The organism is Streptomyces sp. NPDC090088 (assembly GCF_044747345.1).
GTDB lineage: Bacteria > Actinomycetota > Actinomycetes > Streptomycetales > Streptomycetaceae > Streptomyces.
This window is the reverse complement of record NZ_JBIVDZ010000013.1, coordinates 25072-51012: the sequence shown is the minus strand read 5'-3', so window position 1 is coordinate 51012 and position 25941 is coordinate 25072. Positions and strand designations below refer to the sequence as shown.

25 protein-coding genes and 1 pseudogene are annotated in these 25941 nt (G+C 72.4%); 8 read left to right on the top strand and 18 right to left on the bottom strand.

The genetic code is table 11. From position 1 onward, the window contains the following. Positions 1 to 98: 98 nt before the first annotated feature. Positions 99 to 956: pseudogene (locus ACIPSJ_RS46595) on the bottom strand (MHYT domain-containing protein); the annotation flags it as partial. Positions 957 to 1067: 111 nt separating this feature from the next. Continuing rightward, positions 1068 to 1769, bottom strand: a complete 702-nt coding sequence (locus ACIPSJ_RS46590; RefSeq protein WP_401355564.1) for an NADPH-dependent F420 reductase — start codon at positions 1767 to 1769, stop codon at positions 1068 to 1070. 403 nt (positions 1770 to 2172) lie between these two features. Between ACIPSJ_RS46590 and ACIPSJ_RS46585 the strand changes: the two genes are divergently transcribed. Both ACIPSJ_RS46585 and ACIPSJ_RS46580 read left to right on the top strand, forming a co-directional pair. Then, the gene (locus tag ACIPSJ_RS46585; protein ID WP_401355561.1) at positions 2173 to 2616 is read left to right on the top strand and encodes a GNAT family N-acetyltransferase; all 444 of its coding nucleotides are present in this window, start codon (positions 2173 to 2175) and stop codon (positions 2614 to 2616) included. Between the two features lie 289 nt (positions 2617 to 2905). Then, positions 2906 to 5308 carry a M4 family metallopeptidase gene (locus ACIPSJ_RS46580; protein ID WP_401355558.1) on the top strand — a complete coding sequence of 801 codons (2403 nt, stop codon included), beginning with the start codon at positions 2906 to 2908 and terminating at the stop codon, positions 5306 to 5308. 58 nt (positions 5309 to 5366) lie between these two features. On the opposite strand, the gene ACIPSJ_RS46575 is transcribed toward ACIPSJ_RS46580, so the two are convergent. From ACIPSJ_RS46575 to ACIPSJ_RS46565, 3 genes are all read right to left on the bottom strand, one after another. Beyond that, positions 5367 to 6533: a glycoside hydrolase family 64 protein gene (locus ACIPSJ_RS46575; protein ID WP_401356023.1), complete on the bottom strand. Its 1167-nt coding sequence runs from the start codon at positions 6531 to 6533 to the stop codon at positions 5367 to 5369. A gap of 193 nt (positions 6534 to 6726) precedes the next feature. Next, on the bottom strand, positions 6727 to 7482 hold the full coding sequence (locus ACIPSJ_RS46570) for a dienelactone hydrolase family protein (protein ID WP_401355556.1): 756 nt from the start codon (positions 7480 to 7482) through the stop codon (positions 6727 to 6729). Positions 7483 to 7594: 112 nt separating this feature from the next. Further along, complete coding sequence (locus ACIPSJ_RS46565; RefSeq protein ID WP_355729751.1) at positions 7595 to 8215, bottom strand: L-threonylcarbamoyladenylate synthase; 621 nt, start codon at positions 8213 to 8215, stop codon at positions 7595 to 7597. A gap of 441 nt (positions 8216 to 8656) precedes the next feature. Between ACIPSJ_RS46565 and ACIPSJ_RS46560 the strand changes: the two genes are divergently transcribed. Continuing rightward, positions 8657 to 10186, top strand: coding sequence for a helix-turn-helix domain-containing protein (locus ACIPSJ_RS46560; protein ID WP_401355553.1), 1530 nt, complete (start codon positions 8657 to 8659; stop codon positions 10184 to 10186). A 122-nt stretch (positions 10187 to 10308) separates the two neighbouring features. Here ACIPSJ_RS46560 and ACIPSJ_RS46555 read toward each other — a convergent pair whose 3' ends face one another. The 7 genes from ACIPSJ_RS46555 to ACIPSJ_RS46525 form a co-directional block, all read right to left on the bottom strand. Beyond that, positions 10309 to 11541, bottom strand: coding sequence for a cytochrome P450 (locus ACIPSJ_RS46555; protein ID WP_359214760.1), 1233 nt, complete (start codon positions 11539 to 11541; stop codon positions 10309 to 10311). After that, a complete protein-coding gene (locus ACIPSJ_RS46550) occupies positions 11538 to 12764 on the bottom strand; it encodes a cytochrome P450 (protein ID WP_359214757.1) in 1227 nt (408 codons plus the stop codon). The genes ACIPSJ_RS46555 and ACIPSJ_RS46550 overlap by 4 nt, the downstream gene beginning before the upstream one ends. After that, a complete protein-coding gene (locus ACIPSJ_RS46545) occupies positions 12761 to 13384 on the bottom strand; it encodes a GTP-binding protein (RefSeq protein ID WP_401355551.1) in 624 nt (207 codons plus the stop codon). Before ACIPSJ_RS46545 ends, ACIPSJ_RS46550 begins: the two co-directional genes overlap by 4 nt. After that, positions 13356 to 13718, bottom strand: a complete 363-nt coding sequence (locus ACIPSJ_RS46540) for a DUF742 domain-containing protein (RefSeq protein ID WP_359214750.1) — start codon at positions 13716 to 13718, stop codon at positions 13356 to 13358. The genes ACIPSJ_RS46545 and ACIPSJ_RS46540 overlap by 29 nt, the downstream gene beginning before the upstream one ends. Next, positions 13715 to 14137 carry a roadblock/LC7 domain-containing protein gene (locus ACIPSJ_RS46535; RefSeq protein ID WP_355722127.1) on the bottom strand — a complete coding sequence of 141 codons (423 nt, stop codon included), beginning with the start codon at positions 14135 to 14137 and terminating at the stop codon, positions 13715 to 13717. The genes ACIPSJ_RS46540 and ACIPSJ_RS46535 overlap by 4 nt, the downstream gene beginning before the upstream one ends. Then, positions 14134 to 15624: an ATP-binding protein gene (locus ACIPSJ_RS46530; protein ID WP_401355547.1), complete on the bottom strand. Its 1491-nt coding sequence runs from the start codon at positions 15622 to 15624 to the stop codon at positions 14134 to 14136. Before ACIPSJ_RS46530 ends, ACIPSJ_RS46535 begins: the two co-directional genes overlap by 4 nt. Positions 15625 to 15841: 217 nt before the next feature. After that, positions 15842 to 17101, bottom strand: coding sequence for a serine hydrolase domain-containing protein (locus ACIPSJ_RS46525; protein WP_359214744.1), 1260 nt, complete (start codon positions 17099 to 17101; stop codon positions 15842 to 15844). A gap of 252 nt (positions 17102 to 17353) precedes the next feature. Between ACIPSJ_RS46525 and ACIPSJ_RS46520 the strand changes: the two genes are divergently transcribed. Continuing rightward, positions 17354 to 17512, top strand: coding sequence for a hypothetical protein (locus tag ACIPSJ_RS46520; protein WP_401355544.1), 159 nt, complete (start codon positions 17354 to 17356; stop codon positions 17510 to 17512). A gap of 14 nt (positions 17513 to 17526) precedes the next feature. On the opposite strand, the gene ACIPSJ_RS46515 is transcribed toward ACIPSJ_RS46520, so the two are convergent. Further along, positions 17527 to 17994 (bottom strand): hypothetical protein, encoded by a 468-nt coding sequence (locus ACIPSJ_RS46515; protein ID WP_401355541.1) that lies wholly within the window; start codon positions 17992 to 17994, stop codon positions 17527 to 17529. A gap of 299 nt (positions 17995 to 18293) precedes the next feature. On the opposite strand from ACIPSJ_RS46515, the gene ACIPSJ_RS46510 reads away from it, so the two are divergent. Next, positions 18294 to 19643 (top strand): transaminase, encoded by a 1350-nt coding sequence (locus ACIPSJ_RS46510; RefSeq protein ID WP_401355538.1) that lies wholly within the window; start codon positions 18294 to 18296, stop codon positions 19641 to 19643. Between the two features lie 20 nt (positions 19644 to 19663). Next, positions 19664 to 20104, top strand: coding sequence for an Lrp/AsnC family transcriptional regulator (locus tag ACIPSJ_RS46505; protein WP_359214735.1), 441 nt, complete (start codon positions 19664 to 19666; stop codon positions 20102 to 20104). Positions 20105 to 20116: 12 nt separating this feature from the next. Here ACIPSJ_RS46505 and ACIPSJ_RS46500 read toward each other — a convergent pair whose 3' ends face one another. Then, positions 20117 to 21214 carry a PP2C family protein-serine/threonine phosphatase gene (locus tag ACIPSJ_RS46500; protein WP_401355536.1) on the bottom strand — a complete coding sequence of 366 codons (1098 nt, stop codon included), beginning with the start codon at positions 21212 to 21214 and terminating at the stop codon, positions 20117 to 20119. A 243-nt stretch (positions 21215 to 21457) separates the two neighbouring features. Here ACIPSJ_RS46500 and ACIPSJ_RS46495 point away from each other — a divergent pair, with 243 nt between their 5' ends. Together ACIPSJ_RS46495 and ACIPSJ_RS46490 are read left to right on the top strand one after the other, a co-directional pair. After that, positions 21458 to 22366: a GNAT family N-acetyltransferase gene (locus tag ACIPSJ_RS46495; protein ID WP_401355533.1), complete on the top strand. Its 909-nt coding sequence runs from the start codon at positions 21458 to 21460 to the stop codon at positions 22364 to 22366. A gap of 46 nt (positions 22367 to 22412) precedes the next feature. Then, the gene (locus ACIPSJ_RS46490) at positions 22413 to 22745 is read left to right on the top strand and encodes a hypothetical protein (RefSeq protein WP_401355531.1); all 333 of its coding nucleotides are present in this window, start codon (positions 22413 to 22415) and stop codon (positions 22743 to 22745) included. 7 nt (positions 22746 to 22752) lie between these two features. Here the strand turns inward: ACIPSJ_RS46490 and ACIPSJ_RS46485 are convergent, their stop codons facing one another. The 4 genes from ACIPSJ_RS46485 to ACIPSJ_RS46470 all read right to left on the bottom strand — a co-directional run bounded on the left by ACIPSJ_RS46485 (position 22753) and on the right by ACIPSJ_RS46470 (position 25921). Then, a complete protein-coding gene (locus ACIPSJ_RS46485) occupies positions 22753 to 23640 on the bottom strand; it encodes a Gfo/Idh/MocA family oxidoreductase (protein ID WP_359214726.1) in 888 nt (295 codons plus the stop codon). A 47-nt stretch (positions 23641 to 23687) separates the two neighbouring features. After that, a complete protein-coding gene (tgmB, locus tag ACIPSJ_RS46480; protein WP_355722096.1) occupies positions 23688 to 24671 on the bottom strand; it encodes an ATP-grasp ribosomal peptide maturase in 984 nt (327 codons plus the stop codon). A gap of 15 nt (positions 24672 to 24686) precedes the next feature. Further along, positions 24687 to 24878 carry a putative ATP-grasp-modified RiPP gene (gene tgmA, locus ACIPSJ_RS46475; protein ID WP_089102565.1) on the bottom strand — a complete coding sequence of 64 codons (192 nt, stop codon included), beginning with the start codon at positions 24876 to 24878 and terminating at the stop codon, positions 24687 to 24689. A gap of 176 nt (positions 24879 to 25054) precedes the next feature. After that, a complete protein-coding gene (locus ACIPSJ_RS46470) occupies positions 25055 to 25921 on the bottom strand; it encodes a fructosamine kinase family protein (RefSeq protein WP_401355528.1) in 867 nt (288 codons plus the stop codon). Positions 25922 to 25941: the final 20 nt, after the last annotated feature.

The window sequence follows — 25941 nt, the reverse complement described above, 5'->3', positions numbered from 1 at the left end:
CCGCCCGGCGCCGGGCGGCCCGGTGTGCCGTACCGGTCCGGGCCGGCCGTGGCGGGGCGCGCCGGGGTGCCATTGCGGTCCGTGGCGCCCGGTGCCGGGCGGCCGCCGCGGTTGCGAGGGGTGCGCCCGCCGCGCGGACCCGGCGGCCGTGACCGCGTCGCGCGGACCGGTGCCGACGCCCCCTCCCGGCCGGCCGGCCGCCGTCCGCTCCAGTCGCCTTCGCCCAGCACCAGCAGCGGATCGAACATCACCACCACCCCGGCCAGCAGCAGGAACACGATCGGGCCCAGCAGCATGGGCAGCAGCAGCGAGGTCGGTGACGCGCTCGACCAGGAGGTGGCGGAGGCCGGGTGCACCTCGACGCTCACGGCCGCCATGGCCGTGTAGTGCATGCCGGAGACCGCCAGACCCATCACCAGGCTGGCGCCCAGGCTCGCCGTGAATCCCCTGATCGAGACGGCCGCCCAGAGCGCGGCCGTGGCCGCCGCGATCGCGATCACCACCGAGAGGGCGACCGTCACCGGGGCGTAGTGAATCGTTCCGTCAAGGCGGAGCGCCGCCATGCCCAGGTAGTGCATGGCCGCTACACCCAGACCCGTGATGACGCCCGCCGTCCAGAGCGTCCCGGAGGTCGCGCCCCGGTAGCCGACCGCGAAGACGCCGATGCCGACCACCAGGATCGCCACCGCCAGACTGAGCAGGGTGAGGGCCACGTCGTAGCGGATCGTGGTCTCCTGGACGTGGAAGCCGATCATCGCGATGAAGTGCATGGTCCAGATGCCGCAGCCGATGGCCGCCGCCCCCAGCGCGAGCCAGCCGGGCTTCCACGACTGCCCGTTGTGGTACAGCGACCGGACGATGCAGCGCAGCCCCAGTGCGCCGCCCAGACAGGCCATCAGATACGCGGCCACCGGAGTCACGGCGCCGTAGTGGAACCCGTTGATCGTGCCGTGCATATGCAACTCCCCCCAGAGTCACGGCTGTTGTGAGGAAAGTACTACGCACCGGGGGCGTGCGCCGCAGGGTTCACCAGGACTTCAGCCGTCTCTCGGGCACCAGGGGGAGGTTCAGGGGGCGACGATCTTGAGCGCGCTCATCCAGCCGTGCCCCTCGGGCCGCGACTGCAGGGCCATGTGCAGCAGCTGGATGCCCTCCAGCTCGCGGGCGTGGCGCAGTCCGCCCACGATCACCGGGTTGAGGCCGCCGGACGCGGCCAGCTCGGCCACCTGGTCGCGGGCCGCCGCGTCGTCCCCGGCGATGAACACGTCCAGCGGCAGCCCGCCGACCTCACCCGCGACCAGCGGGCCCGCGAACGTGGTGTTGAAGGCCTTCACCACCCGGGTGCCCGGCGCGGCGGCCTCCGCGATCTGCTGCGCGCCGGAACTGTCCGCGGGCACCGTCAGCGAGTCCAAGGTGGCGAAGTCCACCGGGTTGGTGATGTCGACGACCGTCTTCCCGGCGAGCTGGTCCCCGTACTCGGCCACGACCTGCTTCGCCGCGTCGAACGGCACCGCCAGCACCACCACGTCCGCCGCCCCGACCGCGTCCGGCACGGCCGGGGCCACATCGGCCCCGGCCACCCGCTCGACCAGGGCGTCGGCCAGCGCGGTGGCCTTCGCCGGATCGGTACCGACCAGCCGGACCGCGTGCCCGCCCGCCAGGGCCCGGGTGGCGATACCGCCCGCCATGTTGCCTGTGCCGACGATGAAGACCCGCATGGGTGAGCCCTTTCCGTGGGGGTGGGAGCTGCCGATGTCCGGATCGGGCACGAAGGCAGACCTCGGACGCGAATCAGGATAAATGGGGCGAGGTGGGGTGGCTCGGCAGGGCTGGCCGGGAGATCGCGTGATGTTCTCCGGGGAGGTGGGGGGTGGGGAGGAGGGGCGCGGGTGCGGGGTGCGCGGTGTCCGGGGCGGTGCGGGGTGCCCCACCTCTCCGGCGTCTCGTCGGCGTGCTCGTCGGTCGGCCCCGAACTTGCCGCCACCGTGCGCCTGTTGCGAGCTGGACCGGCCCCGCCGCACCTGCTGGACCGGCCCCGCCGCACCTGCCGGATCCGCCCCGCCTCACCCGCCGGATCAGCCCCGCCTCACTCGCCGGACCCGCCCCGCCTCACTCGCCGAACGGTCCCACCGGCTCCAGTGGACCCACCGGCCCCGGGATAGTCTGGCGTTCGTGGGGGACTGGGAGATGCGGCCGGCGTCGGTGGCGGATGTCGAGGCGGTGGCCGAGCTGCGGGCCGTCGTGTTGCGGGCCGATCTGGAGCGGCTGGGGCGGTACGACCCCCGGAGGGTCCGGCAGCGGCTGCGGGACGGGTTCGACGCGGCGTACACCTGGGTGATCGAGGTGGGCGGCGGCTTCGCGGGCTGTGTGGCGCTGCGCCCGGCCGGGGACGCCCACTGGCTGGAACACTTCTATCTGGCACCGGCGGTTCAGGGCGCGGGCGTGGGTTCGGCCGTGCTGCGTGAGCTGCTGGAGCGGTGTGATCGTGAGGGTGTCGTCGTCCGGCTGAACGTCCTGCGGGGCAGTGCGGCCCGGCGGCTGTACGAGCGGCACGGATTCATGGTCGAGACCGAGGGCGCGGTGGACGTGTTCATGGTGCGTACGCCGACCCGCTGAGCCGCCACCCGGGTCGCGGCCCGTCCCGGCAGCCCCACGGTGCATAGGGAAAACCCTCGATTGACCTCGACGTGGCTGACATGTGCGGGTCAAAACTGGAATCCTCGCTCAGCACACGCTTTCTCCATCTCTCCACGGCGTGTCCACGGATCCCGGATCGCGCACCGCGTTGCCCGTTCCACGATCCCTGATCCCGGTTCCCGCACAGCTCAGCTCGTCCCGGACAGCACACCCGTCTGCCCGGTCTGTCACCGGCCGCGACCCGGCGGCCGCAGCAGGAGGAGTACGAGTGAGACGTCTTCCCCACAGACGCGCGACGGTAGGGGCCGCCCTGGTCTCCACCGCGGCCTTCCTCGCCGTCGGCATCCAGTCGGTCCCGGCGAACGCCCAGCCCGCCGCCCCCCACCCCAGCCCCGTGCGTACGGGCGGCCTGGAGGCCAAGCTCAGTCCCGCGCAGCACACCGCGCTGATCAAGAGCGCCCAGCAGAAGACCGGCACGACGGCCCGCACGATCGGCCTGGGTGCCAAGGAGAAGCTGGTCGTCAAGGACGTCGTGAAGGACAACGACGGCACCCTGCACACCCGTTACGAGCGGACGTACGCCGGACTGCCCGTCCTCGGCGGCGACCTGATCGTGCACACCCCGCCCGCCTCCCTCGCGGCCGGCACGGTCAGCACCACCTTCAACAACAAGCACACCATCAAGGTCGCCTCCACCACCGCGACCGTCGCCAAGTCCGCCGCCGAGACCAAGGCGCTGAAGACCGCCAAGGCCCTCGACGCGCGGAAGCCCGCCGCCGACAGCGCCCGCAAGGTGATCTGGGCCGGCAACGGCACTCCGAAGCTGGCCTGGGAGACCGTGATCGGCGGCTTCCAGGACGACGGCACGCCCAGCAAGCTGCACGTCGTCACGGACGCCACCACCGGCAAGGAGCTGTACCGCTACCAGGCCGTCCAGACCGGCACCGGCAACACCCAGTACAGCGGCACGGTGACCCTCAACACGACGCTGTCGGGGTCGACGTACCAGCTGTACGACACCACGCGCGGCGGCCACAAGACGTACAACCTCAACAACGCCACGTCGGGCACCGGCACCCTGATGACCGACTCCGACGACGTCTGGGGCACCGGCTCCGGCTCCAACACCCAGACCGCCGGCGCCGACGCCGCCTACGGCGCCCAGATGACGTGGGACTTCTACAAGAACACCTTCGGCCGCAGCGGCATCAAGAACGACGGTGTCGCGGCCTACTCCCGGGTCCACTACAGCAGCAGCTACGTCAACGCCTTCTGGGACGACGACTGCTTCTGCATGACCTACGGCGACGGCTCCGGCGGCACCCACGCGCTGACCTCGCTGGACGTGGCCGGCCACGAGATGAGCCACGGTGTCACCTCGAACACGGCCGGTCTCAACTACACCGGTGAGTCGGGCGGGCTGAACGAGGCGACCTCCGACATCTTCGGCACGGGCGTGGAGTTCTACGCGGCCAACTCGACCGACGTCGGTGACTACCTCATCGGCGAGAAGATCGACATCAACGGCGACGGCACGCCGCTGCGGTACATGGACGAGCCGGACAAGGACGGTTCGTCGGCCGACAGCTGGTACTCCGGCGTCGGCAACCTCGACGTGCACTACTCGTCGGGCCCCGCGAACCACATGTTCTACCTGCTGTCCGAGGGCAGCGGCAGCAAGACCATCAACGGCGTCACCTACAACAGCCCCACCTCCGACGGCGTCGCCGTGGCGGGCATCGGCCGGGCCGCGGCCCTGCAGATCTGGTACAAGGCGCTGACGACGTACATGACGTCCAGCACCAACTACGCCGCCGCCCGCACCGCGGCCCTCAACGCGGCCTCCGCGCTGTACGGCTCCAGCTCCACCCAGTACGCCGGGGTCGGCAACGCGTTCGCCGGCATCAACGTGGGCAGCCACATCACCGTGCCCACCTCGGGTGTCACGGTGACCAACCCGGGCAGCCAGTCCTCGACCGTGGGCACCGCGGTGAGCCTGCAGGTCTCGGCGAGCAGCACCAACAGCGGCTCGCTGACCTACGCGGCGACCGGCCTGCCCACCGGCCTGTCGATCAGCAGCTCGACCGGCGCCATCACCGGCACACCCACGACGGCGGGCACCTACAGCACGACCGTCACGGTGACCGACTCCACCGGCGCCACCGGCACGGCCTCCTTCACCTGGACCGTCAGTTCCAGCGGAGGCGGCGGCACCTGCACCTCCTCGCAGCTGCTGGGCAACAACGGCTTCGAGTCGGGCAACACCACCTGGACGGCGACCAGCGGAGTGATCACCAACTCCAGCAGTGAGTCGGCGCACGGCGGTTCCTACTACGCCTGGCTCGACGGCTACGGATCGACCCACACCGACACGCTGTCCCAGTCGGTGACGATCCCGAGCGGCTGCACCAACACCACGTTCACCTTCTACCTGCACATCGACACCAGCGAGACCACCACCAGCACCCAGTACGACAAGCTGACGGTCACCGCCGGTTCGACCACCCTGGCCACGTACTCCAACCTCAACGCGGCCTCCGGCTACGTGCAGAAGTCCTTCAGCCTCGGGTCCTACGCGGGCTCCACCGTCACCCTGAAGTTCAGCGGTGTCGAGGACTCCTCGCTGCAGACCAGCTTCGTCGTCGACGACACCGCCGTCACGACCGGCTGACACACAGGGCAGTTGAGCGGCCCGTGACCGGATTCCGGTCACGGGCCGCTCGGCCGTGTCAGCTCAGTGGGTCCAGGGTCAGGTACGCCTGCTGCGGACTGCCGTCGTTGACCAGGGACTCCTGGTTGCCGACGTCGTCGAAGGCGAAGGCGTACGCCTTGCCGTCCGCCATCTGCGCGTGGATCTTCCGCGCGTAGTGGTTGGTGACCGAGTCGAGGTAGAAGTCCGCAGGGTTGGTGTCCGGCTGGTTCGCGCTCGTCAGCAGGGTCGAGCGGTTGAACCCCGCGCACAGCGTGCGGGAGATCGGGCCGCGGACCTGGTCGTTGGGCGCGTCGAGCAGGTTGTGGCAGCCGAAGACGCTGCCGGCGTCCGGTTTCTGGAAGCTCGTCACCACCGCACCGGAGGAGTTGGTGAAGTTCATGACGTTGCCCGAGACCCGGCCGTAGTACTTGGTGTTCGGCTGGTCCGCGAACGGGGTGACGGTCAGGGTCGACGACGCGTACTTCGCCCAGACCCGGTTGACGTAGTCGTCCATGACGGTGGACGGGAGCGCCCCGGTCTCCACGCCGTACAGCGGGGAGAGCGCGCGCAGCACCGTGCCGTCGGACCTGGTCTGGATCAGGTTCGCCCAGCCGCCGGACTGTCCGCGCAGGGCGCTGAAGAACCCGTTGTAGCCGCCCGACTTGAGGTGCCCGGTGCTTGCCGTGCTGCCGTCGGCGCGCTGCACCCCGACCGCGTACGGCACCGAGAACATGTCCACCTGGGTGCTGTTGATCCACAGGCCCGAGTCGTTGAGCGTGTATTCGGACCAGTTGAAGAGGATGTCGCGGTTGGGGTCGGTCGGGTTCTGCACCGCGGGCTGCACCAGGCCGCCGGTGGTCAGCCTGAAGTCGAGCTTCTGGCCGTAGGAGAAGTAGATCCGGCCGGAGAACTTCGGGATGCGGATCGTCTTCGACTGGCCCGCCGCCGGGCCGGTGATCGAGGCGTCCGGCGCCGGGGTCGGCGGGTTGCCGCCGGCCGGCCAGGCGTGGAAGGTGCCGTTGGCGTCGGCGTAGCCCTGCTTCCCGGAGGAGAGCTGGGTGCCGAGGTCGTAGACGTACACCTGGTCGCCGCGGCCGGAGTTGTTGGTGATCTTCAGCGGGATCGTGTCCGGTACCGCCGCGTCGGCCGAGTGCGGGGTGCCCAGGGTGAGCGCCCCGCCGAGCAGCGCCGCCGTGGCCGCCAGGGGCAGCGTCCGGCGTGCGAGTCCTGTGCGCACTCTCCACCTCCGTGTGGGGTCGGGGTTGGCGCGGACATTGGTCCGGACCAATTCTGAGAGCGCTCTCAGCGTGCCGGTGGGGCGGGTGCATGTCAATGTGCGGGACGAGATCGGGGCCCCCGCCGGTCGGCGGAGGCCCCGTGACGCGGACGCGGTCGGGTCAGAACGTGCGCTTCAGCAGGCCGAGCAGCGCGTCCCAGTGCCGCTCGGCGGCCTCGGCGGAGTACGACGGGGTGTCGGCCTGGGTGTAGCCGTGCTCCGCGCCCCGGTAGATCTCGACGGTGTTGCGGACCCCGGCTGCGTCGAGCGCCTCCTGGAAGGTGTGGATCTGCTCCTCGGTCATCGACTGGTCCTGGTCGGCGAAGCCGAAGTACAGCTCGGCGGTGACCCGGTCGGCCAGCAGGTGCGGGCTGTCCGCGCCGTCGATGACCATCCGGCCGCCGTGGAAGCCGCCCGCCGCCGCGACCCGGTCCGGGAACGCGGCCGCGGTCCGCATCGCGAGCCGGGCGCCCATGCAGTAACCGGTGATCGCGACGGGCCCGTCGGCCACCAGCGGGCTCGCGGCCAGCCAGTCCAGGTAGGCGGCCGAGTCCCGGTCGCTCAGCTCCGGGGTCAGCGACATCATCACCGGCATGATCCGCTGCCAGATCGTCGGGTCCGCGGAGGGGTCGATGAACTCCGGCAGCTCCCCGACCGGGGTGCGGCCGTGGCGGTAGAAGACGTTCGGGACCAGCACGGTGTAGCCCTCGCCGGCCAGCCGGTCCGCCATCGCCTTCAGGTGCGGGCGGATGCCGAAGGCGTCCTGGTAGAACAGCACTCCCGGGTGCGGGAGCCCGTCGGCGGGGTGGACCAGGTAGGCGTCGGCGACACCGTCCGCGGTGGTGATGTCCACATCGGTTCCCTGTACGGCGGTCATGGCGCAAGTGCCTCTCTGCGGAGTCGGCGTCGGAGTGCGGGACACCCGGCGCGGCATGTCCTGATCATCGTGGCACGCGGAGGCGGGAGAACCGCTCCGGGGGCGGAAGCGGTCACTCGAAGCGCGCGGTGTCTCCCGCGCCCCGGCGCACGATCTCCGCCTCCCCGCCGGAGAAGTCGATGACCGTCGTCGGCTCGGTGCCGCACTCCCCGGAGTCGACCACCGCGTCCACCTGGTGGTCGAGCCGGTCCTTGATCTCCCAGCCCTGGGTCAGCGGCTCCTCCTCGTCCGGCAGCAGCAGGGTGCTGGACAGCAGCGGCTCGCCCAGCTCCGCGAGCAGCGCCTGGGTGACCACATGGTCGGGGATGCGCACACCGACGGTCTTCTTCTTCGGGTGCAGCAGCTTGCGCGGGACCTCCCGGGTCGCCGGGAGGATGAAGGTGTAGCTGCCGGGGGTCGACGCCTTCACCGCCCGGAACACGTCGTTGTCCACCCGCACGAACTGGCCGAGCTGGGCGAAGTCACGGCACATCAGCGTGAAGTGGTGCCGGTCGTCCAGATGCCGGATCGAGCGGATCCGGTCGATGCCGTCCCGGCTGCCCAGCTGGCAGCCGAGCGCGTAGCACGAGTCGGTCGGGTATGCGATGAGCGAGCCCGAGCGCACCGCGTCGGCGATCTGCGAGACGCTGCGGGGCTGGGGGTTGTCGGGGTGAACGTCGAAGTACTTCGCCATTCGCCGAGCTTATGCCGTACGAGCGGGAAGCGGCCCGCGCGGCCCCCGCGCCACGCACCGGGGGCCGGCCGGAGACGTCGGCTGCGGGCCGGTGGGGGCTTGTCGCGCAGTTCCCCGCGCCCCTGAAGGGGCGCCGAGTGGACGCCCCTGAAAGGGGCGCGGGGAACTGCGCGAACGACCCCCACCAACCCGCAGCCGACGTCACTCCCCGGCGGCCCGAAATCCGTGTGCATACCCCGCCGGTTACCGGGCACCCGACCATCGAGCCACCCGGGGCCTCCCCCCGCCCCGGGCGTGGCCCTCTCCGCCGGCGACCCGTCCCCCGTGGGCCGCCGGCGGAGTCGTACCCGGCGCGCGGCGGGCGGCGGCCGCGACCGGGGCGACTTCATCGGGTAACGTCCATAGGCCGAGGTCAACGCGATGGACGAGGAGCAGGGCGAGATGGCAGGCCGAGCCGGCGGGGGCCCGCACCCCCGACACCCCGACGGCGACGGCTGGGCCGCGCAGCTGCTCGACCATCTGCGCCCCGGCGCCCGCGATCCGCGCCGGGTCGTGGACTGGCTCGCCGGGGCCGTGCCGGCGACCGTCTGCCTCCAGGCCGCCGACGGCACGCTGCTGGCCGGGGAGCGGATCCCCCTCGACGAGGGGCTCGTGGCCGACGTGGTCGCCGGGCGGATCTCCTCCGCCGCCGTCCAGGACGGCGACCGGCACCTGCGCCTGGTGGCCGTCCGCGGCCCCGACCCGCGTTCGACGGCCGCCGGACTGCTCGCCGTGGCCCGCACCACCCCCTTCGACCGGCGCGCCGCCGAGATCGTCACCCACGCCGCCGGGGTGGTCGAACTCCTCCTCGGGGAACGCGAACGGACGACGGCCGGCCGCCGGCTCCGGCGGGCCACCGCCGACCTGCGCCTCGCCATCCTGCAACTGCTGATGGTGGAGGACACGGTCGCCGCCCGCCGGGTCGCCGCCGGCCTGTGGCCCGGCCTCCTGGACACCGACAGCGCCAGTGTGTACGTCGTCGAGACGCACCCGGCCGAACGCGACGGACTGGCCGAGGACTGCCTCGACATCACCCGCGGCCAGGCCCTGGTCGTCCGCTGCCCCGCGATCGACAGCCACGTGATCGTCGTCAGTCCCTCGCCCACGGCGGGGGAGTGGCTGCGCACGCTCGTCGACGGCCGCCCCGGCATCTTCCTCGGCGGCAGCGTCCGGCAGAGCCTCGGCCGTACCGCCACCGCCTACGGCCAGGCCGTCAGCGCCCTCGCCGTCGCCCACTTCCGCCCCGACCAGTCCGCCGTCTACGCCGAACGCACCCACCCGGAACGGCTGATGGACCCCGCCGCGCTGCACGCCTGGTCCACCGCCGTGCTGGGACCGCTCGACGTCCTGCCCCACCACACCCGTGCCGAACTCCTCGCCACCACCCGCCTCGGACTGGAGGCCACCGCCGTCAACGCGGCCAAGGTCCTCGGTGTCAGCCGCAACACCGTGCGCGCCCGCATGGACCGCGTCGAGGCGCTGCTCGGTGCCGACTTCTCCGACCTCACCGTGCGGGCCGCCGCCCATCTGGCCCTCAACACCCAGGCGGCCCGCACGGAGGACCTCGTCCGGGCGGCGCCCCGGGCCTCCGGCGTCCTGCTGGCCGACCTGCTGGCCTCGCCCGCGCTGCACGCCTGGGCGCAGGACCTCCTGGACCGCCTGACCCAGGACGGCCGGGACCTGCGCGGTACCCTGCGCGCCTGGATCGCGGCGGGCGGCAACGCCGAACGCGCCGCCCAGGACCTGGGCATGCACGCCCAGACCGTCCGCGAACACGTCCGGGGCGCCGAACCCGTCCTGGAACGCCAGCTGCTGGCGGCCGGCACCGATCTGTACGAGGTCGTCCTCGCCCATCTCGTCCTCGGCGACCTCACCGCACCCGTTCTGCACCGGGCGAATCCGGGTCAACCGGACTCACCTGTGCACCGGTGAGCCCTCGGCGTGCCCGAACGGGCATCGGCGCGATACCCAACGGCCGGATCCGCACGTAGGTTCACGGTACGCGGGGGCACGACCGGAACGGGGGACCGGTCGACGCCCCCGCGGTCAGCGCCTCACCCGCCGAGCCGTACCGGGATCTCCTGCCAGCCGAACGCGATGAACGAGGGCACCTGGCGCAGTTCCCGCTCCCCGACCGCCAGCCGCAGCCCCGGGAAGCGGTCGAACAGCGCGGGCAGCGCGGCCAGCGCCTCCGCCCGGGCCAGCGGCGCGCCGATGCAGCGGTGCACCCCGATCCCGAACGAGAGATGGTCGTCGGCGCCGCGCGCCGCGTCGAACACGGCCGCGTCGGGGCCGTAGCGCTCCGGATCCACGCCCGCCGCCGCGTACGTCGTGATGATCGCGTCCCCGGCCGGGATGGTGACGCCCCCGACCTTCAGGTCGCTCACCGCGAACCGCAGCGGCAGCGAGGCGATCGACGGGTGCACCCGCAGCGTCTCGTCGATCACCGCGTCCCAGCCGACCGTCCCGGAGCGCACCGCCGCCAGCTGCACCGGATGCGTCAGCAGCGCCACCACCGCGTTGCCGATCAGGTTGACCGTGGTCTCGAAGCCGGCGCCGATGACCAGCAGCAGGGTGTAGAGCAGCTCCTCGTCGCCGAGTCGGTCGCCGTCCTCGTCGCGGACCCGGATGAGCTCGGTGGTCATGTCGTCGCCGGGGTGCTCGGTCTTGTGCGCGATGAGCGCGCCGAGGACCGTGCCGATCCGCTCCTGCACGAACGCGGCGTGCTCCGGGCTCGGGTCGGAGGTGTCCATGATGGCCGCGATCAGCTCACCGGTGGCGTCCCGCAACTCGTCCGGGACACCGAAGAGTTCGCAGATCATCCGCATCGGCAGCGGATGCGCCAGCTCGGCCCGCAGGTCCACCACCGCGCCGTCGGCGCCGGCCGCCGCGACGCCGTCCAGCAGCTCCGCGGTGATCGCCGCGACCCGCGGCAGCATCGCCTCGGTACGGCGGTGGGTGAAGCTCGGCGCCACCAGCCTGCGCAGCCGGGTGTGGTCCGGGCCGTAGGTGGACAGCATGTTGATCACGCCGACCCAGCCCAGGATCCAGCCCCAGGAGGGGTGCTCGCCGATCTCCGGCCACAGCCGCCAGTGCCGGCGCGGGTCCTTGCTGACCTCGGGATCGAGGATGAGTTCCTTGAGGACGTCGTAGCCGGTGGGCGCCCAGGCGGGGATGCCGCCGGGCAGCTCGACGGGCACGACGGGGCCGAGGGCGCGCAACCGTGCGCTCTCGGCCGGGATGTCGGAGCCGAACGGGTCGAGAGCGATGCGGTCGGTGACGGTCACGACGTCTCTCCAGGCTGATCGGGGGAGCGGGGGCTGAACCGGACGGGAAGCGACGTCAGCGAGCGGTGGAATGGGCCGGGCCGCCAGCTGAGCCGTTCGCGGGGCAGGACGGGGTCGAGGTCGGGCAGCCACAGGGTGAGCCGTTCGATCGCCTCGGTCGCGATGAGCAGCGCGTGGTGCCGGACCGGGCAGGCGTGCGGTCCCGCCCCCCAGGACAGGTGCGAGGCGTCCCCGGTCCGCCGCCCGTCGGTGATCTCCCGCTCGGCGAACAGCCCCATGGCACCGAAGGAGACGACCACCGGGATCGCGGGCCGCACCCACGCCCCGTGGAAGGAGAGGGGTCTGCGGGCGTAGTAGATGCCGTAGTTGGACAGCGGGGTCTCGTGGTGCAGGACCTCCACCACCGCGTCCATGACCGGGCGGGCCCCGCTGGTGAGCGTGGAGTAGTAGAGCGGGTTGCCGAGGATCCGGGAGAGCGCGTTGGACACCAGGTTCGTGGTCGGCTCGTAGCCCGCGCCGAGAGTGAGGAACACCTGCCAGGTGACCTCCTCCGGGGTGAGCCGGGCGGGGTGGTCCAGGAGCATGCTCGGCAGGTCCTCGCCGCGCTCCTCGACCTTGGCGGCGATCAGCCGCAGCACGTAGTCGGCGAACTCCGCCTCGCCCTCGGCGGCCTGCGCGCCGCCCTCCATCATCTTGTGGACGCCCGCGTTCAGCCGGTCGCCCTGGCTGTCCGGCAGCCCGAACAGGTTGTTGAACACCAGCGCCATCAGCGGGCGGGCGAAATCGACGACGAGATCCGCCTCGCCCCGGGGCGCGAACCGGTCCACCAGCAGCCGCACCGCGCGGTGCACCAGCGAGCGCAGATCGTGCGGCTCGATCAGGTCGAACACGTCGATGAGCGCGGCCCGGTAGCGCAGGTGCGCGTCGGAGTCGGAGAACAGGGCGTTGGGCCGCCAGCGCATCATGCCGAGCAGCGGGGAGTCCTCCGGGACGGTCGCCTCCCAGTCCCGCGGGTCGTGCGAGAAGGTCCGCACGTCCCGCAGTACATCGAGGGCGGCCCGCCGTTCGGTCACCACGTACGCGGGCGTGCCCGGCGCCAGCTCCGCCCAGCCGACCGGGCCCTGGGCGCGCAGCGCCGCGTAGTAGCCGTGCGGGTTCCGGGCGAAGCCGTCCTCCCACAGCCGTACCGGACCGGACACGGTGAAGGACTGCTGCGCGGTCATGTGGCCTCCGTCGGCCGGTCGTCGATCAGATGCTGTACGAGGGCGAGCAGCGCGTCGACCGAGGAGTGCGCGTCCCGGGCGTCGCAGGTCACCAGCGGGGTGCCCGGCTCCAGGTCCAGGGCGGCCCGCAGCTGCTCGCCGGTGTAGTGGTCCGGCGAGTCGGGGAACGTGTTGAAGGCGACCGCGTACGGCAGCCCCGACTCCTCCACCAGGCCCAGCACGTCGAACGAGGCGTCGATCCGGCGGCTGTCGACCAGGACCAGGGCGCCGAGCGCGCCGTAGGAGATGTCGTCCCACAGCGTCCGGAACCGGTCCTGCCCCGGCGTCCCGAACAGGTACAGCACGATCCCGCCGGCCAGGCTGATCCGCCCGAAGTCGATCGCGACGGTCGTCGTCTCCTTCTCCCGTACCCCGTCGAGGTCGTCGACATGGACGGAGGCCTCGGTGAGGTGCTCCTCGGTGTGCAGCGGGCGGATCTCCGACACCGAGTCGATCAGGGTCGTCTTGCCCACCCCGAACGCTCCCGTGACCAGGATCTTCACCAGGTCCCGGGCGGATTCGGGGAGATGGGAGCCGCCCGCGCGGGGCAGCTCACCGGTGCTTGAGGGCGCGGAGGCCATCGGCCACTCTCTTCAGCAGGTCGGGGTCGAACCGTTCGGCGGGCGGGATCGGCGCGCGGGCCCGGACCAGGTCCCGGTCCACGAGGTCGGCGGCCAGCACCCGGACGGCGGAGACCGGCAGCCGCAGCAGCGCCGCCGCCTCCACCACCGTCAGCGCGCCGCCGGACAGCAGCTCCAGCAGGGCCAGTTCGGCGGCGGGCAGACCGGCGGGCAGCGGGGTGCCGTCGCGGCTGAGCACCGTCAGCCGTTCCAGATACGGACGGCTGGGCCGGGCCAGCCCGCCGGTCGACAGATACGCGGGGACCAGGGGACGGCCGCCACGGCGGCCGGTCATGCCGGCGCGCCGCCGTCGGAGCCTCTGGGCGATGCCGCCATCGCCTTCTCGCCCAGCCGGGCCACCTGCGAGTGCACCCGGTGCGCCAGCAGGTCCAGGCGCACCTCCGGGTCGCCGTAGGCCGCCACACAGGTGCCGTGGTCGGTCGGCACGATCAGCACGTACCCGTGGTCCGACTCGATGACCACCTGCCGCACCTCGGCCCGGTCCCGGTCCGCGAACGCGGCGGCCGCGGCCCGGCAGGCGCCCTGCACGGTGCTGGTGATCGCGGCCACCCGCTCGGCGGTCGCCCGGGAGAGGGCGTCCGTGTAACCGGTCGCGAGGCCGTCCCGGGTGAGCAGGACGGCGGCCAGTACATGCGGTACCTGCAGGACGGGCTCCAGCACCCATGCCGTCTCGCCCGCGTCGCGGCTGGTCATCCGGTCGCTCCTCCTTCGTCTTCGGTCCGCTGGGATTCGGGCGCGCTCGCCCGCTTGGGGGTCCGCGCCGCCGCGGTGCCGTACTGGAGCGCCGCGAGCGCGGCGGCCGCCTCCTCGGGCCGTCGCGCGGCGGGCTGCTGCTGGGGTGCGCCGGCGGCCGGGGTACGGCTACGCCGCCGTCGCCTCGGCAGACCGCCCAGGTCACCCGGCTCCTGGTGGCCGACAGCGCGTTCGTGCTCGGCCTCGTGGGCGGACGCGACGGGCTCGGGCGCCGGTACGACAGGTGCGGGCGCGGGTACGAGGGGCGCGGGCGCCGGTACGAGGGGTGCGGCCGGCGCCGCGGGCTCGGCCGGCGTCGTCGTCGGCACGGCCGGCTCGCGCACCGGTTCCCGGCGGGCCGCACGCTCCGGGCGCTCCCGGGTCGAACGGGGTGCGCTGACCGACGGCGGCCGTTCCTCCGGGTCGATCCGGCCGAGCAGGTGGGTGTCCACCCGCAGCACCGCGCGCACCCCGCCGTAGGGCGAGGGCGAGGAGACGTCGACGCCCAGGTCGAACTGGCGGGTGAGCTGGCCGATCGCGGCCAGCCCCATGCGCGGCGGGTCGCCGAGGTCGGTCAGCAGGATCGGGTCGCTGCCCGCCACCAGCCGCTGCGCGCGGGCCCGTTCGTCCTGGGTCATGCCGAGGCCCGCGTCGTCGACGGTGACGCACACCCCGTGGTGGACGTGCTCCAGGTTGACCACGACATCGGTGTCCGGCGCCGAGTGCCTGAGCGCGTTGTCGAGGAGTTCGGCGACGATGATGGCGACCGGCTCCACCGCGTGGGACACCAGGGCGGTGCCCGGCTCCAGATGGTTGTGGACCTTGACCCGGTGGTAGCCCGCGAGCCGGGCCTGGCCACCGGTCACCGCGTCCACCACATGGGACTCCTCGCGGGCCAGCCCCACCCAGGCCCCGCACACCACCGCCGCGACCTGCGCCCGCCGCAGCGACTGCTCGTTCTCGTGGTCGAGCGCGAACAGGGTCTGCGCCAACTCCGGCTCGTCGTAGCGCTGCTGGAGTCCCCGCAACGCGTCCTGCAGCCGGTACAGGGCGGCCTGGATCTCCCGGGTGGCGCCCCTCAGGCCGGCCTGCGCGGCCGCGTCGATCCGCACCCGCTGCGCGGTCAGCTCCTCGCGCAGCGCGGTCAGCACGTACTCCATCGCGATCCCGGTCGGAGTCCCGGGCGTGTTCGGCCGCACCGGACCCGGCACCTTGAGGTGCGGATGGGCGAGCTGGGCCGCGGCCGCGGGCATCCGGCGGGCGGCGAGATGCTCGATCTCGGAGACGAACGCGCCCTCGGAACCGTCCAGTCGGGTCCGTAACTCCGCCACCTCGGCCCGCAGCAGCGCCTTCTGGCGCCGCGACCGCAGCAGGCCGCCGCCGAGGACGAGCGCGGAGAGCGTTCCGGCGGCGAGACCACCGGCCACCAGTTCCGGTAATTCGATCATGGAATCGGTTTCCAGGGGAGTAGGGCAGCAGTGGGCAGGGGGGAGCCCAGGGCCCTCCCATGTGGCGCTCGCAGCACAGTACACACCGTCATTGACCGGCCCCGCACGGTGAATCGTTACATCGCTTCGAATCCGCTCGGTGACTGTTCGCTTCTGTGTCAAGTGTCTGAAATGCCGTGCACAGAGGGTGAGTTGAGGTCCGGCGTGTCGTGCGGAGTCACCGGGTGGCGGCGGCCGGCGCGGGCAGGTCGAAGACATGGGCCGGGGAGATGATCCGGGTGATCGCCTGGCCGAAGAGGGTGCTGGGCTCGATGTTTCCGCGGTAGCTGATGTCGGTGTTGAGCAGGACGACCACGGTCGTCCGCGTCGACGGCAGATAGACGGTCAGGGCCTCGTAGCCCGGCAGTGAGCCGTTGTGCCCGATCCAGCCCTGGACGTCGAAGATGCCGAGGCCGTATCCGGCGCCGGTGATCCCGGTCGGCGGGGTCGTCAGCCGCTGCCGCTGGACGGCGGGGCTGACCATGGTGCTGCCGTCGGGGAAGACCCCCGTGGCCGCCGTGCGGGCCCAGCTGTGCAGGTCGTCCAGGTCGGAGATCATCGCGCCGGCCGCCCAGGCCCAGGACGGGTCCCAGCCGGCGGTCTCCTCGACCTTTCCGGTCGCCGTCTGGTCGGTGTAGCCCTGTGCGTGCGGGGTGGGGAACTCGTTCCCGGTCGGGAACAGGGTGTGGCGCATGCCCGCCGGAGCGAGGATGTGCTGCCCGATGTAGTCGCCGAGCCCCTGCCCGCTCTCCTTCTCGACGAGCAGGCCGAGCAGGATCAGGTTGGTGTTGGAGTAGTAGAACTTCTGCCCGGGCTGGAACATCACCGGGTGCCTGAAGGAGTAGGCGAGCAACTCCTGCGGGGTGAAGTGGCGTCGGGGGTCCGTGGTCAGGGCCTTGAAGAAGCCGTCGTCCTCGGAGTAGTTGAACAGTCCGCTGCGCATCCCGGCCAGCTCCCGCAGGGTGATCCGGTCGCCGTTCGGCACCCCGTCGACGTACTTGCCGATCGGATCGTCGAGACCGACCTTGCCCTGGTCGACCAGTTGCAGCACCGCCGTCACGGTGAACATCTTGGTCTCGCTGCCGATCCGCGTGTACAGGTCGGACGACATGCGCTGACCGGTGGCCTTGTTCGCGGTCCCGAACGAGCGAACGTAGTCGGCCTGGCCGGGGGTCCACACGCCGACGGTCACACCCGGCACGTCCGCCTCACGCATGACGTGCTGCACGGCCGCGTCGAGCCGGCGGGCGACCGCCGGTGTCATGTCCCGCACGGCCGCGCTGCCGGACGGCGACGGGGTGGGGGAGGGCGCGGCGAACGCGGCCGGTACGGCGGCGGGCAGGGCGCCGGCCGTCCCTCCGGCGAGCGGCACCGACAGGATCCCCAGGGCGAGGACCGTCGCGGCCCCGCGGCGCGGCTTGGCGGACGAGTGCGACATGGGCTGACTCCAAGCACGTGGAAGGGAACGTGCGGTGGGGTCGGACGTCAGAACCCTGGCTCCCCAGGATACGAGCGTGCCCCCGGCGGCGCCTGTCGGCCGCGGGCCGCCGGAATGCCCGGCCGCCGGAGTGCTTGTACGACGGACCGGCGGGCCCGATCGGGCGACCCGCTCACCCGACCCGGTGAGCACGCCGGACGGCGCGTACCACCGGCGCGTTCCCGGCGTTGCCCCGTCATGGACGGAACCTCCTTGACGCCCTGGCGCCCCGCCCCGCAGCCCCGGGCGCTGTGCTGCCGTGAACCGATCTACGCCCAGCTCGTCCGGGAGTGGCGGGACCAGGGCCGTGCCGTACCGGCCGACCCGGACGGCCGCTGGGCCACCGTCCTGGTCCTGGCGCCCCGCCGCTGACCCCGCCGGCCCCGCTACTCGGCGCTGAGCGGCCGCAGCACCGCCAGTGTGCCGTTGGCCTCCTGCAACGCCAGCTCCAGCGTGCCCGGCGCGTGCAGTCCACCGCTGCCGTCGGGCGGCACCAGCCATTCGAGGTAACGCGCGGGCCGGTACGGCGGCGGTACGGCGACCCACGTCCCCTTGCACGCGTACCGCAGCCCGGAACCGATCCAGCCGCCGGACGGATCGGGCGGCAGGAAGAAGCCGACCCGGCCCGCCGCGGTGTCCACCAGAGTCGGCCCCGGCACCGGCAGCGAAGGCCGCCACAGCAGGTCCAGCGTGAGCAGACCGAGCTGGTCGGGCACGCTCAGCACATCCCAGAAGCGGCCCGCCTCCAGCAGCGTGACGCCCTCTCCGTGGTCCCACTCCCACTTGCACGCCCGCGGGTCCGCCGAGGCCGCCGCGAGCCACTCCACACCCTGCATCCACATCCTGTTCGTCATGCACTGCTCCGAGGAATCTCCGCGTCCGCACGCCAACCCGGCATATGCATGCTGGTAGATATTTCTAACTGGCGGAAGGGGTGGCGAACCATGGCGTTTCAGGGCGAATGTTCGAACACGGAACGCCCGTCCGGTTGCCGGGCTTCAAGCCTGGTCGCAGCCTGGTCGCACTCGGGAGGAGGTGGCACTCGAATCCGTCGTCCTGGCAATTGATTCGAGCGTCACATCTTGAAATGCGGTCGATATCGGTCGTACGCTCCCGTCGTTCCGTCGCCGCCGCTCCCGACCAGGGGTACTCCATGGACCGCACCCGACTGCACACCCTCCTGGCCCGGGAGAGCGCCGAGGCCGAGCGGCGCAATCCCCGCTCCCGAGCGGCATATGCCGGCGCCGAGCACCTCTTCGGCCGGGTCCCGATGACCTGGATGAACAAGACCGCCGGCGCCTTCCCCCGCTATCTGGCGACCGCGCGCGGCGCCCGGGTCACCGACGTCGACGGGCACACCTACATCGACTTCTGCCTGGGCGACACCGGCGCGATGGCCGGCCACTCGCCGGCCGTCGTGACCGAGGCGGTGCACCGCAGGTTCGCCGAGCTGGGCGGGGCCACCGCGATGCTGCCGACGGAGGACGCGGAGTGGGTCGGCGCGGAGCTGACCCGCCGCTTCGGGCTCGCCCGCTGGAGCTTCTCGCTGACCGCGACCGACGCCAACCGCTGGGCGATCCGGCTCGCCCGCGCCGTCACCGGCCGGCCGAAGATCCTGGTCAACAGCTACAGCTACCACGGCAGCGTCGACGAGTCCCTCATCGTCGTCGGACCCGACGGCAAGGGGGCACCCCGCCCCGGCAACGTGGGCGCGCCCTGCGACGTCACCCTGACCAGCCGGGTCGCCGAGTTCAACGACCTGGAGCAGCTGGAGCGCGAGCTCGCCCACGGCGACGTGGCGGCCGTCCTCATGGAACCCGCGCTCACCAACATCGGCATCGTCCTGCCCGAGCCCGGCTACCTGGCGGGCGTACGCGCCCTGACCCGGCAGTACGGCACGCTGCTCGTCAACGACGAGACGCACACCTTCTCCGCCGGACCCGGCGGCTGCACCGCGGCCTGGGAGCTGGAACCCGACCTGCTCACCATCGGCAAGGCCATCGGCGGCGGCATCCCGGCCGGTGCCTACGGCCTCTCCGCCGAGCTCGCCGAACGCCTGCTCGCCCGCGCCGACCTGGACCTGGTCGACATGGGCGGAGTCGGCGGCACCCTCGCCGGCAACGCGCTCTCGGTCGCCGCGACCCGGGCCACCCTGGAGCACGTGCTCACCGACGAGGCGTTCGCCCGTATGACGGCGCTCTCCGAACGCTTCGAGACGGGCGTCCGCGCGGCCGTCGAGGCCCATGCCCTGCCCTGGTCGGTCAGCCGCCTCGGCGCCCGCACCGAGTACCGCTTCGCCTCCCCGGCCCCGCGCACCGGCACCGAGTCCGAGGCCGCCGCCGACGCCGAGCTGGAGGACTTCCTGCACCTCTACCTCGCCAACCGGGGCATCCTCCTCACCCCGTTCCACAACATGGCGCTGATGTGCCCCGACACCACCGAGCAGGACGTCGACACCCACACCGCCGTGTTCGGGGCCGCCCTGCTCGAACTGGCCGGCTGAGGAAGGGGGCCGGGACACCCGTGGACGACATCGACCGGGCCATCCTGCGCGAGCTACAGACCGACGGCCGCATCGCGTACGCCGACCTCGGACCGAAGGTGGGCCTGTCCGCCTCCGCGGCCCGCCAGCGGCTGCAGCGCCTGCTGGACTCCCGGGCCGTGCAGGTCGTGGGCGTCACCGACCCGATGGCCATGGGCGGCCAGGCGATGGCGCTGCTCGGCATCGCCGCGGACGGCGACCCGCGGGCCGTCGCCGACGCCCTCGCCGCCCACCCCGAGGTGGTGTACTCCGTGTTCACCTCGGGCGGCTTCGACCTGTTCGCCGAGGTGGTCACCCCCGGCCCCAAGGAGCTGCTCGACTTCGTCAACGACGTGGTCCGGCCGATCGAGGGCGTCCGTGAGGTCCAGCCCTTCCCGTACTTCGGCATCCACACCCACCGCTTCCTGTGGGACGTGGGCTGAGACCCCTCCGCCTCAGACGATGACGGGCGTCAGGACGAGCATGGTGGCGTCGTCCCGCACCTCGAAGTGGCGGGTCAGGTCGGCCCACACCAGTTCGGTGAGCGCGGCCGCCTCCGCGCCGGCGAACCCGGCGAGCCGCTCCGCGAGCGGGTAGAAGCTCCCTGCCTTGTCACGTGCCTCCCAGACCCCGTCCGAGGCGACGAACAGCCGGTCTCCCGGCCCCAGCTCGACCGTGACCTCCTTGGCCTGCTCCACCCCCACCAGCCCGATTCCCAACGGTGCGCCCGGCGGGACGGCCAGCTCCTGGGTCCGGCCGTCCCGCAGCAGCACGGGCGCCGGATGACCGCAGACCACGACCCGCACCGACCGCAGATCGGCGGAGAACTCCAGCAGCAGAACCGTGGCGAACAGCTCCGTGTGCGGTACGTCGGCCGAGTCCACCGTCAGCCTGCGGTCCATCCGCGCCGCCACCGACTCCAGGTCCTGCTCGTCGAGGACCGCCTCCCGGAAGGCCCCGAGCAGCGACACCACCGTGGAGACGGCGGCCAGCCCGTGCCCCCGTACGTCCCCCATCACCGCCCGCACCCCGTACGGCCCGTCGCGCACGTCGAAGAAGTCGCCGCCGACCAGCGTCCCGTGCTGCGCGGCCCGGTACAGCCCCACGCACCCCACCGCCCCGACCCGCTCCGGCAGCGGCGGCAGCACGGCCCGCTGCACCGCCTCGCCCACCGCCCGCTCGGTGAGCAGCTGCGCGTCCCGGTGACTGCGCACATAGGACACGAACACGCTCAGTACCGCGACGAAGGTGACCGTGAGCAGGTCGGTGTCGCCGGGGTGGTTCAGATGGGTCGCGGGCACGTTCAGCAGGACCACGACCAGGCAGCTGAGCACGGCCGTCGCCAGCGGGCCGTACGACAGGACGGCGAGCGGCGGGATGGCCCCGAGGAGGAAGCCGAAGTCGTGGCCGTTGGGGCTGAGCAGCGTCGCCGCGGCCACCACTCCGAGCAGCACCACGGGCAGCACCCGGACCCAGCGTGGCGGCGGCGCACCCTGCAACCAGCCACGACCGTCCCGGTAGCCACGCGGCGACCAGCCGCGCACCGAAGTCACATCCCTAAGCTACGCCCGTGCCCGTACGCCCGACTCGTCCCGATCTTGAATTCCGGGGGTGCGAAAACCCGTGGACGCGCCCGGGCCCGGCCCCTAACGTATGAGCGCACGCCCGAGACCCCATGGAAGGAGGCGAGTGCGATGTACATCACACCCATCCCGCGCTCCCTCCCCGTTTCCCGGGCGTGACTGGTCTGAGCTGACCCGGGAGCGCGTCCCGCTGCACGCATCCCGGAGGAATCCGTGACCGATCCGGTCATCCGTACGCTCGACGACAGCACCGCCCACCTCTTCGACGACCTGCCCGACCCGCTGCGCCTGCGCGAGAAGCACCAGAACACCCAGTACCGCTCCGACTGGAAGCGGGTGGCCCTGCGCGACGGCCGGGTCGTGGCCCGCGCCGCCTGGTGGGCCCGGCCCGAAGACACCGCTCCGCTCCTGGTCAACTGGTTCGACGTCGCCGAGGGCGAGGAGGAGGCCGGCGCCGAGCTGCTGCGCACCGCACCCTGGCAGGTCGACGAACTGGAACTCGACCTGCCCGCCGGCTGGCGCGACGACCCCGCACTGCGCACGGCCGCCGAGATCCGCTTCGGCGCCGCCCGCAAGGCGGGCTTCGAACTGCTCGTCGAGCGCTACAACTACCGCTGGACACCCGAGTGCGGTCTGCCCGAGCGACCCGGCCGCCTCGTCTTCACCGCCGAACCCGACGACGAGGTCTTCCTCGACGTCCTGCGCGCCGTCAACTCCGCCACCCTGGACGCCCACTCCCGCCGGGCCATCGAGAAGGGCGGAGTGGAACTGGCGGCCCAGGAGGACCTGGAGATTTTTCACTGGTTCCCCTCGCCCCGCGAGTGGTGGCAGGTCGCCCGCACCCCCGACGGGGAGCCGGTCGGCATCCACATCCCCGTCCGCAACCCGTCGGGCCCGTGCATCGGGTTCATCGGCGTCCTGCCCGGGCAGCGCGGCCACGGTTACGCCTACGACCTGCTCGTGGAGTGCACCCGCTTCCTCGTCGAACACGGCGCCGAGGCCATCGGCGCCGCCACCGACCAGGACAACTTCCCGATGGCCGCGCACTTCGCCAGGGCGGGCTACCCCGTCACCCGGGAACGGGTGAACTTCTGGGCGTCGGCCGCTGTCAGTGCCGGGTGACATGCTGAGAGGACGTTGATCGACCGCTCACGGGGGGGGAGTCGGCATGGGGTTCGAGGGCGGTGTCTGGCAGGTGCGCGGCGGGCGCGAGCCGGTCGGCGAGATCGTCATCGACGAGGCCGACTTCCCCTGGCTGTCCGGCGGCTTCACGCCCGGGCCCGGCTTCGCCGCGGTCCGGGACCTGTTCGCCCGGGAGCTGCTGCTGGCCGAGGCCGAGGACTGGACGGCCTGGGAGGAGGTCCACGACGAGATCCGCCGGCAGCTGTCGCTGATCGCGCCGGACGGCCCGGTCCCCGAGTTCCTGCTGCACATCGAGGGGGACCGGGCCTGGTTCCGATGGAGCGACGAGCCGTTCGACCCGCCGCCCGACGAGGCGTAGCCGGCGGTTAGCCGATGTCCTTGCCCAGGAGGGCCTCCGCTTCCGTGAGGATCTCGGTGACCCGCAGCCCGAACGTGGCGTCACAGGGATGCGCCCGGCCCGTGCGTACGGCCGTCAGCAGGGCGTCGGCGGCCCGGGTCAGGGCGGGGACGGCTCCTTCCGCACTCCTCGGAAGGAGAGTCACCCCCGCCTCGCCCCGCAGCTCGACATCGGCCCCGGCCGCCGCTTCGGGCGCGGTGAGGCTCAGCGTCACCGTGCTCGACGCCCCGCCGGTGTGGTCGAGCACGAGATGGACGGTGTCCGCGGGCCCGTGCACGGCGGCCGCCACCCGCCGTACGTCGCCCAGCACCGGCAGCAGCACGGACAGGGCGTGCGGGCCCACGTCCCACAGCGCCCCCTTCTCCCGGCGCCACGGCGAGTCGGCGAACGGACTGTCGCCGGTGAACACCGAGCCCAGCCACTGCGCCCGCGCCGTGAACCAGCCCGCCGCGGCGGCCTGTTCGCCGATCCACGCCTCCGGCTCCTGCTGGAACCGGGTGGTGAAGAACACCACCGAGGCGACCTTGGCCCGCTCGGCCGCCTCCACCACCGCCCGGCCCTCGGCGACGCCGATCGCCAGGGGCTTGTCAAGGAGCAGATGCCGCCCGGCGTCCGCCGCCCGCGCCGCCAGCTCCGCCTGGACGGCCGGCGGCAGCGCCACCGCCACCGCGTCGACCTCGGCGAACAGGGCGTCCACCGTGTCGAACGCCCGGACGCCGTACTCCTCGGCCAGCTCCGCCGCGGCCTCCGGGCGGCGGCCCCACACCCCGACGAAGTCCAGCGAACCGTGTCCCGCCAGCGCGGGGGCGTAGGCCGCCCGCGCCCACGGCCCGGTCCCCAGCAGTCCGATGCGCATGTCCCGTTCCTTTCTCCGTACCCGCTTCCACACCGCCGACCGGGCGGTCAAGACGTCGTGCTCCGCCCGCCGCCGGCGTACGACCCGCATTCTTGCGTGCCGTGCGCCAGCCACCCGGCGATGGCCCCGGCGATCGGCTGTCCGGTGTCCATCTCGACGAACCCGAACTGGCCCGACTGGTTGCACTCCAGGAACCACCAGATGCCGTCGGCGTCCTCCGCGAAGTCGAAGGCGCCGTAGGCCAGCTCGGCGTCCTTCATGTACGTGTGGACGGCCTCGGCGACCCGGGGCGGTACCTCCGCCGCCACCCAGGGCGAGACGGACGGGGCGAACCGGACGTCCACGTCGTCGGGATGGGCGTCCGGGTGCACCGGTTTGCGGGCGGCCAGCAGCTGCTCGCCGACCACCGTCAGCCGGATGTCGGCCCGCTTGGCGACCCGACGCTGGAGCAGCGTCGGCCCGAACGCCACCGCCGCGAAGTCGGTGTCCGGTGCCACCCGGCTGGTGGGCACCGCCCGCGGGGGCTCCTGCGGATGCGCCCCCGACACCGGCTTGACGACCAGGTCCGGGAACCGCTCCGCGAACTCCCGGGCCGCCTGCGGGAAGGTGGTGATCAGCGTCGCGGGCACGGCGAGCCCGCTGCGCTGCGCCAGCCGCAGCTGCCACGGCTTGTGGCGGGCCCGCAGGGACGCGTCCGGATGGTTCATCCAGCGCGCGTCGGTGCCGCGCAGCATGCCGTACAGCGCCTGCGCGGACTCCTCCGTCAGCCACGGGGACGGCTGGGCGGCCCGGGAGGCCGCCGCTCCCGGCCTGCGCACCCAGATGGAGCGCAGGCCGTTCACGCTCACCAGCCGCCCGTTCACGGACAGGTGTCCGCGACTGGCGCCCTGCACATACTCGCCCGACAGGGCCACACCACTGGTCAGATCGGCAGGATCGAGGCGGACGACGGGCACTCCGGCCTCGTGCAGCCGGAGGACCACCATGTCCGCCGTCACGTCCTCGTCACTGGTCAGGATGAGCACGGTCATCGTCGGGGTCCGCGCTCAGTCGTCGAAGTGCGTCTTGGAGCCCGCGGTGGAGGTCGTGGTCCCCAGGGCTCTGAGCGTTGCGTGATCGGTGGCTGCGATCCGGCCATCATGGAGAACGTTCAACTGCAGTCCGGAGTCATACGCGTACGGAGTGGTGACGTCCAACTGCACTGCGGGGCGTGCGTAGTTGAGCGCGAACGGTTGCATGGTCTCTCCCTGTTTCGTTCTTCCATGCACTTATACGATTCGAACGCGTGGTTGGTTTCCTTACTCTGCGTAATCTCAGTCCTAATTAAGAGCTTGTTAAGGAACCAGCGGGGAACCAGCGGCGAATCGTCACCGCACGTGGCCGATTTCACATGCCCGTCCGGCACATGACGGCGTCACATGTCAGAGATCGTCCGGGATGTCGCCAACGCCTGTTCGGCGTAGCTCCGTCCGAAGAGCACCGCATGCACCAGAAGCGGGAACAGCTGGTGCATGCCGACGCGCTCCGCCCAGCCGTCGGCGAGCGGGGCCGCGTCCTGGTAGCCCGTCAGGATCCGGTCCAGGAACGGGCAGCCGAAGAGGCGGAGCATCGCGAGGTCGGTCTCGCGGTGCCCGCCGTGCGCGGCTGGGTCGATCAGCCGGAGCCTGCCGTCGGCGCCCCACAGGACGTTGCCGCTCCACAGGTCGCCGTGCAGCCGTGCGGGCGGCTCGGCCGGACCCGCCAGTTCCGGCAGCCGCTCGCAGACCCGCTCGACCACCACGGCCTCACCGGGCCGCAGGGTCCCCCGGTCCACCGCCGCGCGCACGTACGGCAGCACCCGCTGCTCCGCGTACCAGCGCGGCCAGTCGGCGCCCGGCTCGTTGCGCATCGGGGCGCGCCCGATCCAGGCGTCGCGCGGGCCGTCCGGCGGGGCCGCCCCGAAGGCCGGGGCGCCCGCACCGTGCAGGGCGGCCAGCTGCGCGCCGAAGCGGATCGCGGCCTCCGCGTCCGGCTGTCCCGTCGGGACCAGCTCGGTCACCAGCCACCGCTCGTCATGCCCCAGGACCTCCGGGACCGGGACCGCCCCCGCGGCGGCCAGCCAGCGCAGCCCGGCCGCCTCCGCCCGTGCCGCGCCGGGACCGTCGCCGCGCTTGACCATGACGGCACGCCCGTCCGCGAGCAGCACCTCCGCCGGGCCGCCCGACCGGGTCCGCTCGGCAGAGACCGGCCGCCCGGTGAGCCGGGCGGCCGCCGCGCCCGCATCCTCGCCGCAGTCGACCACGGCTCCCAGCGTACGGTCCG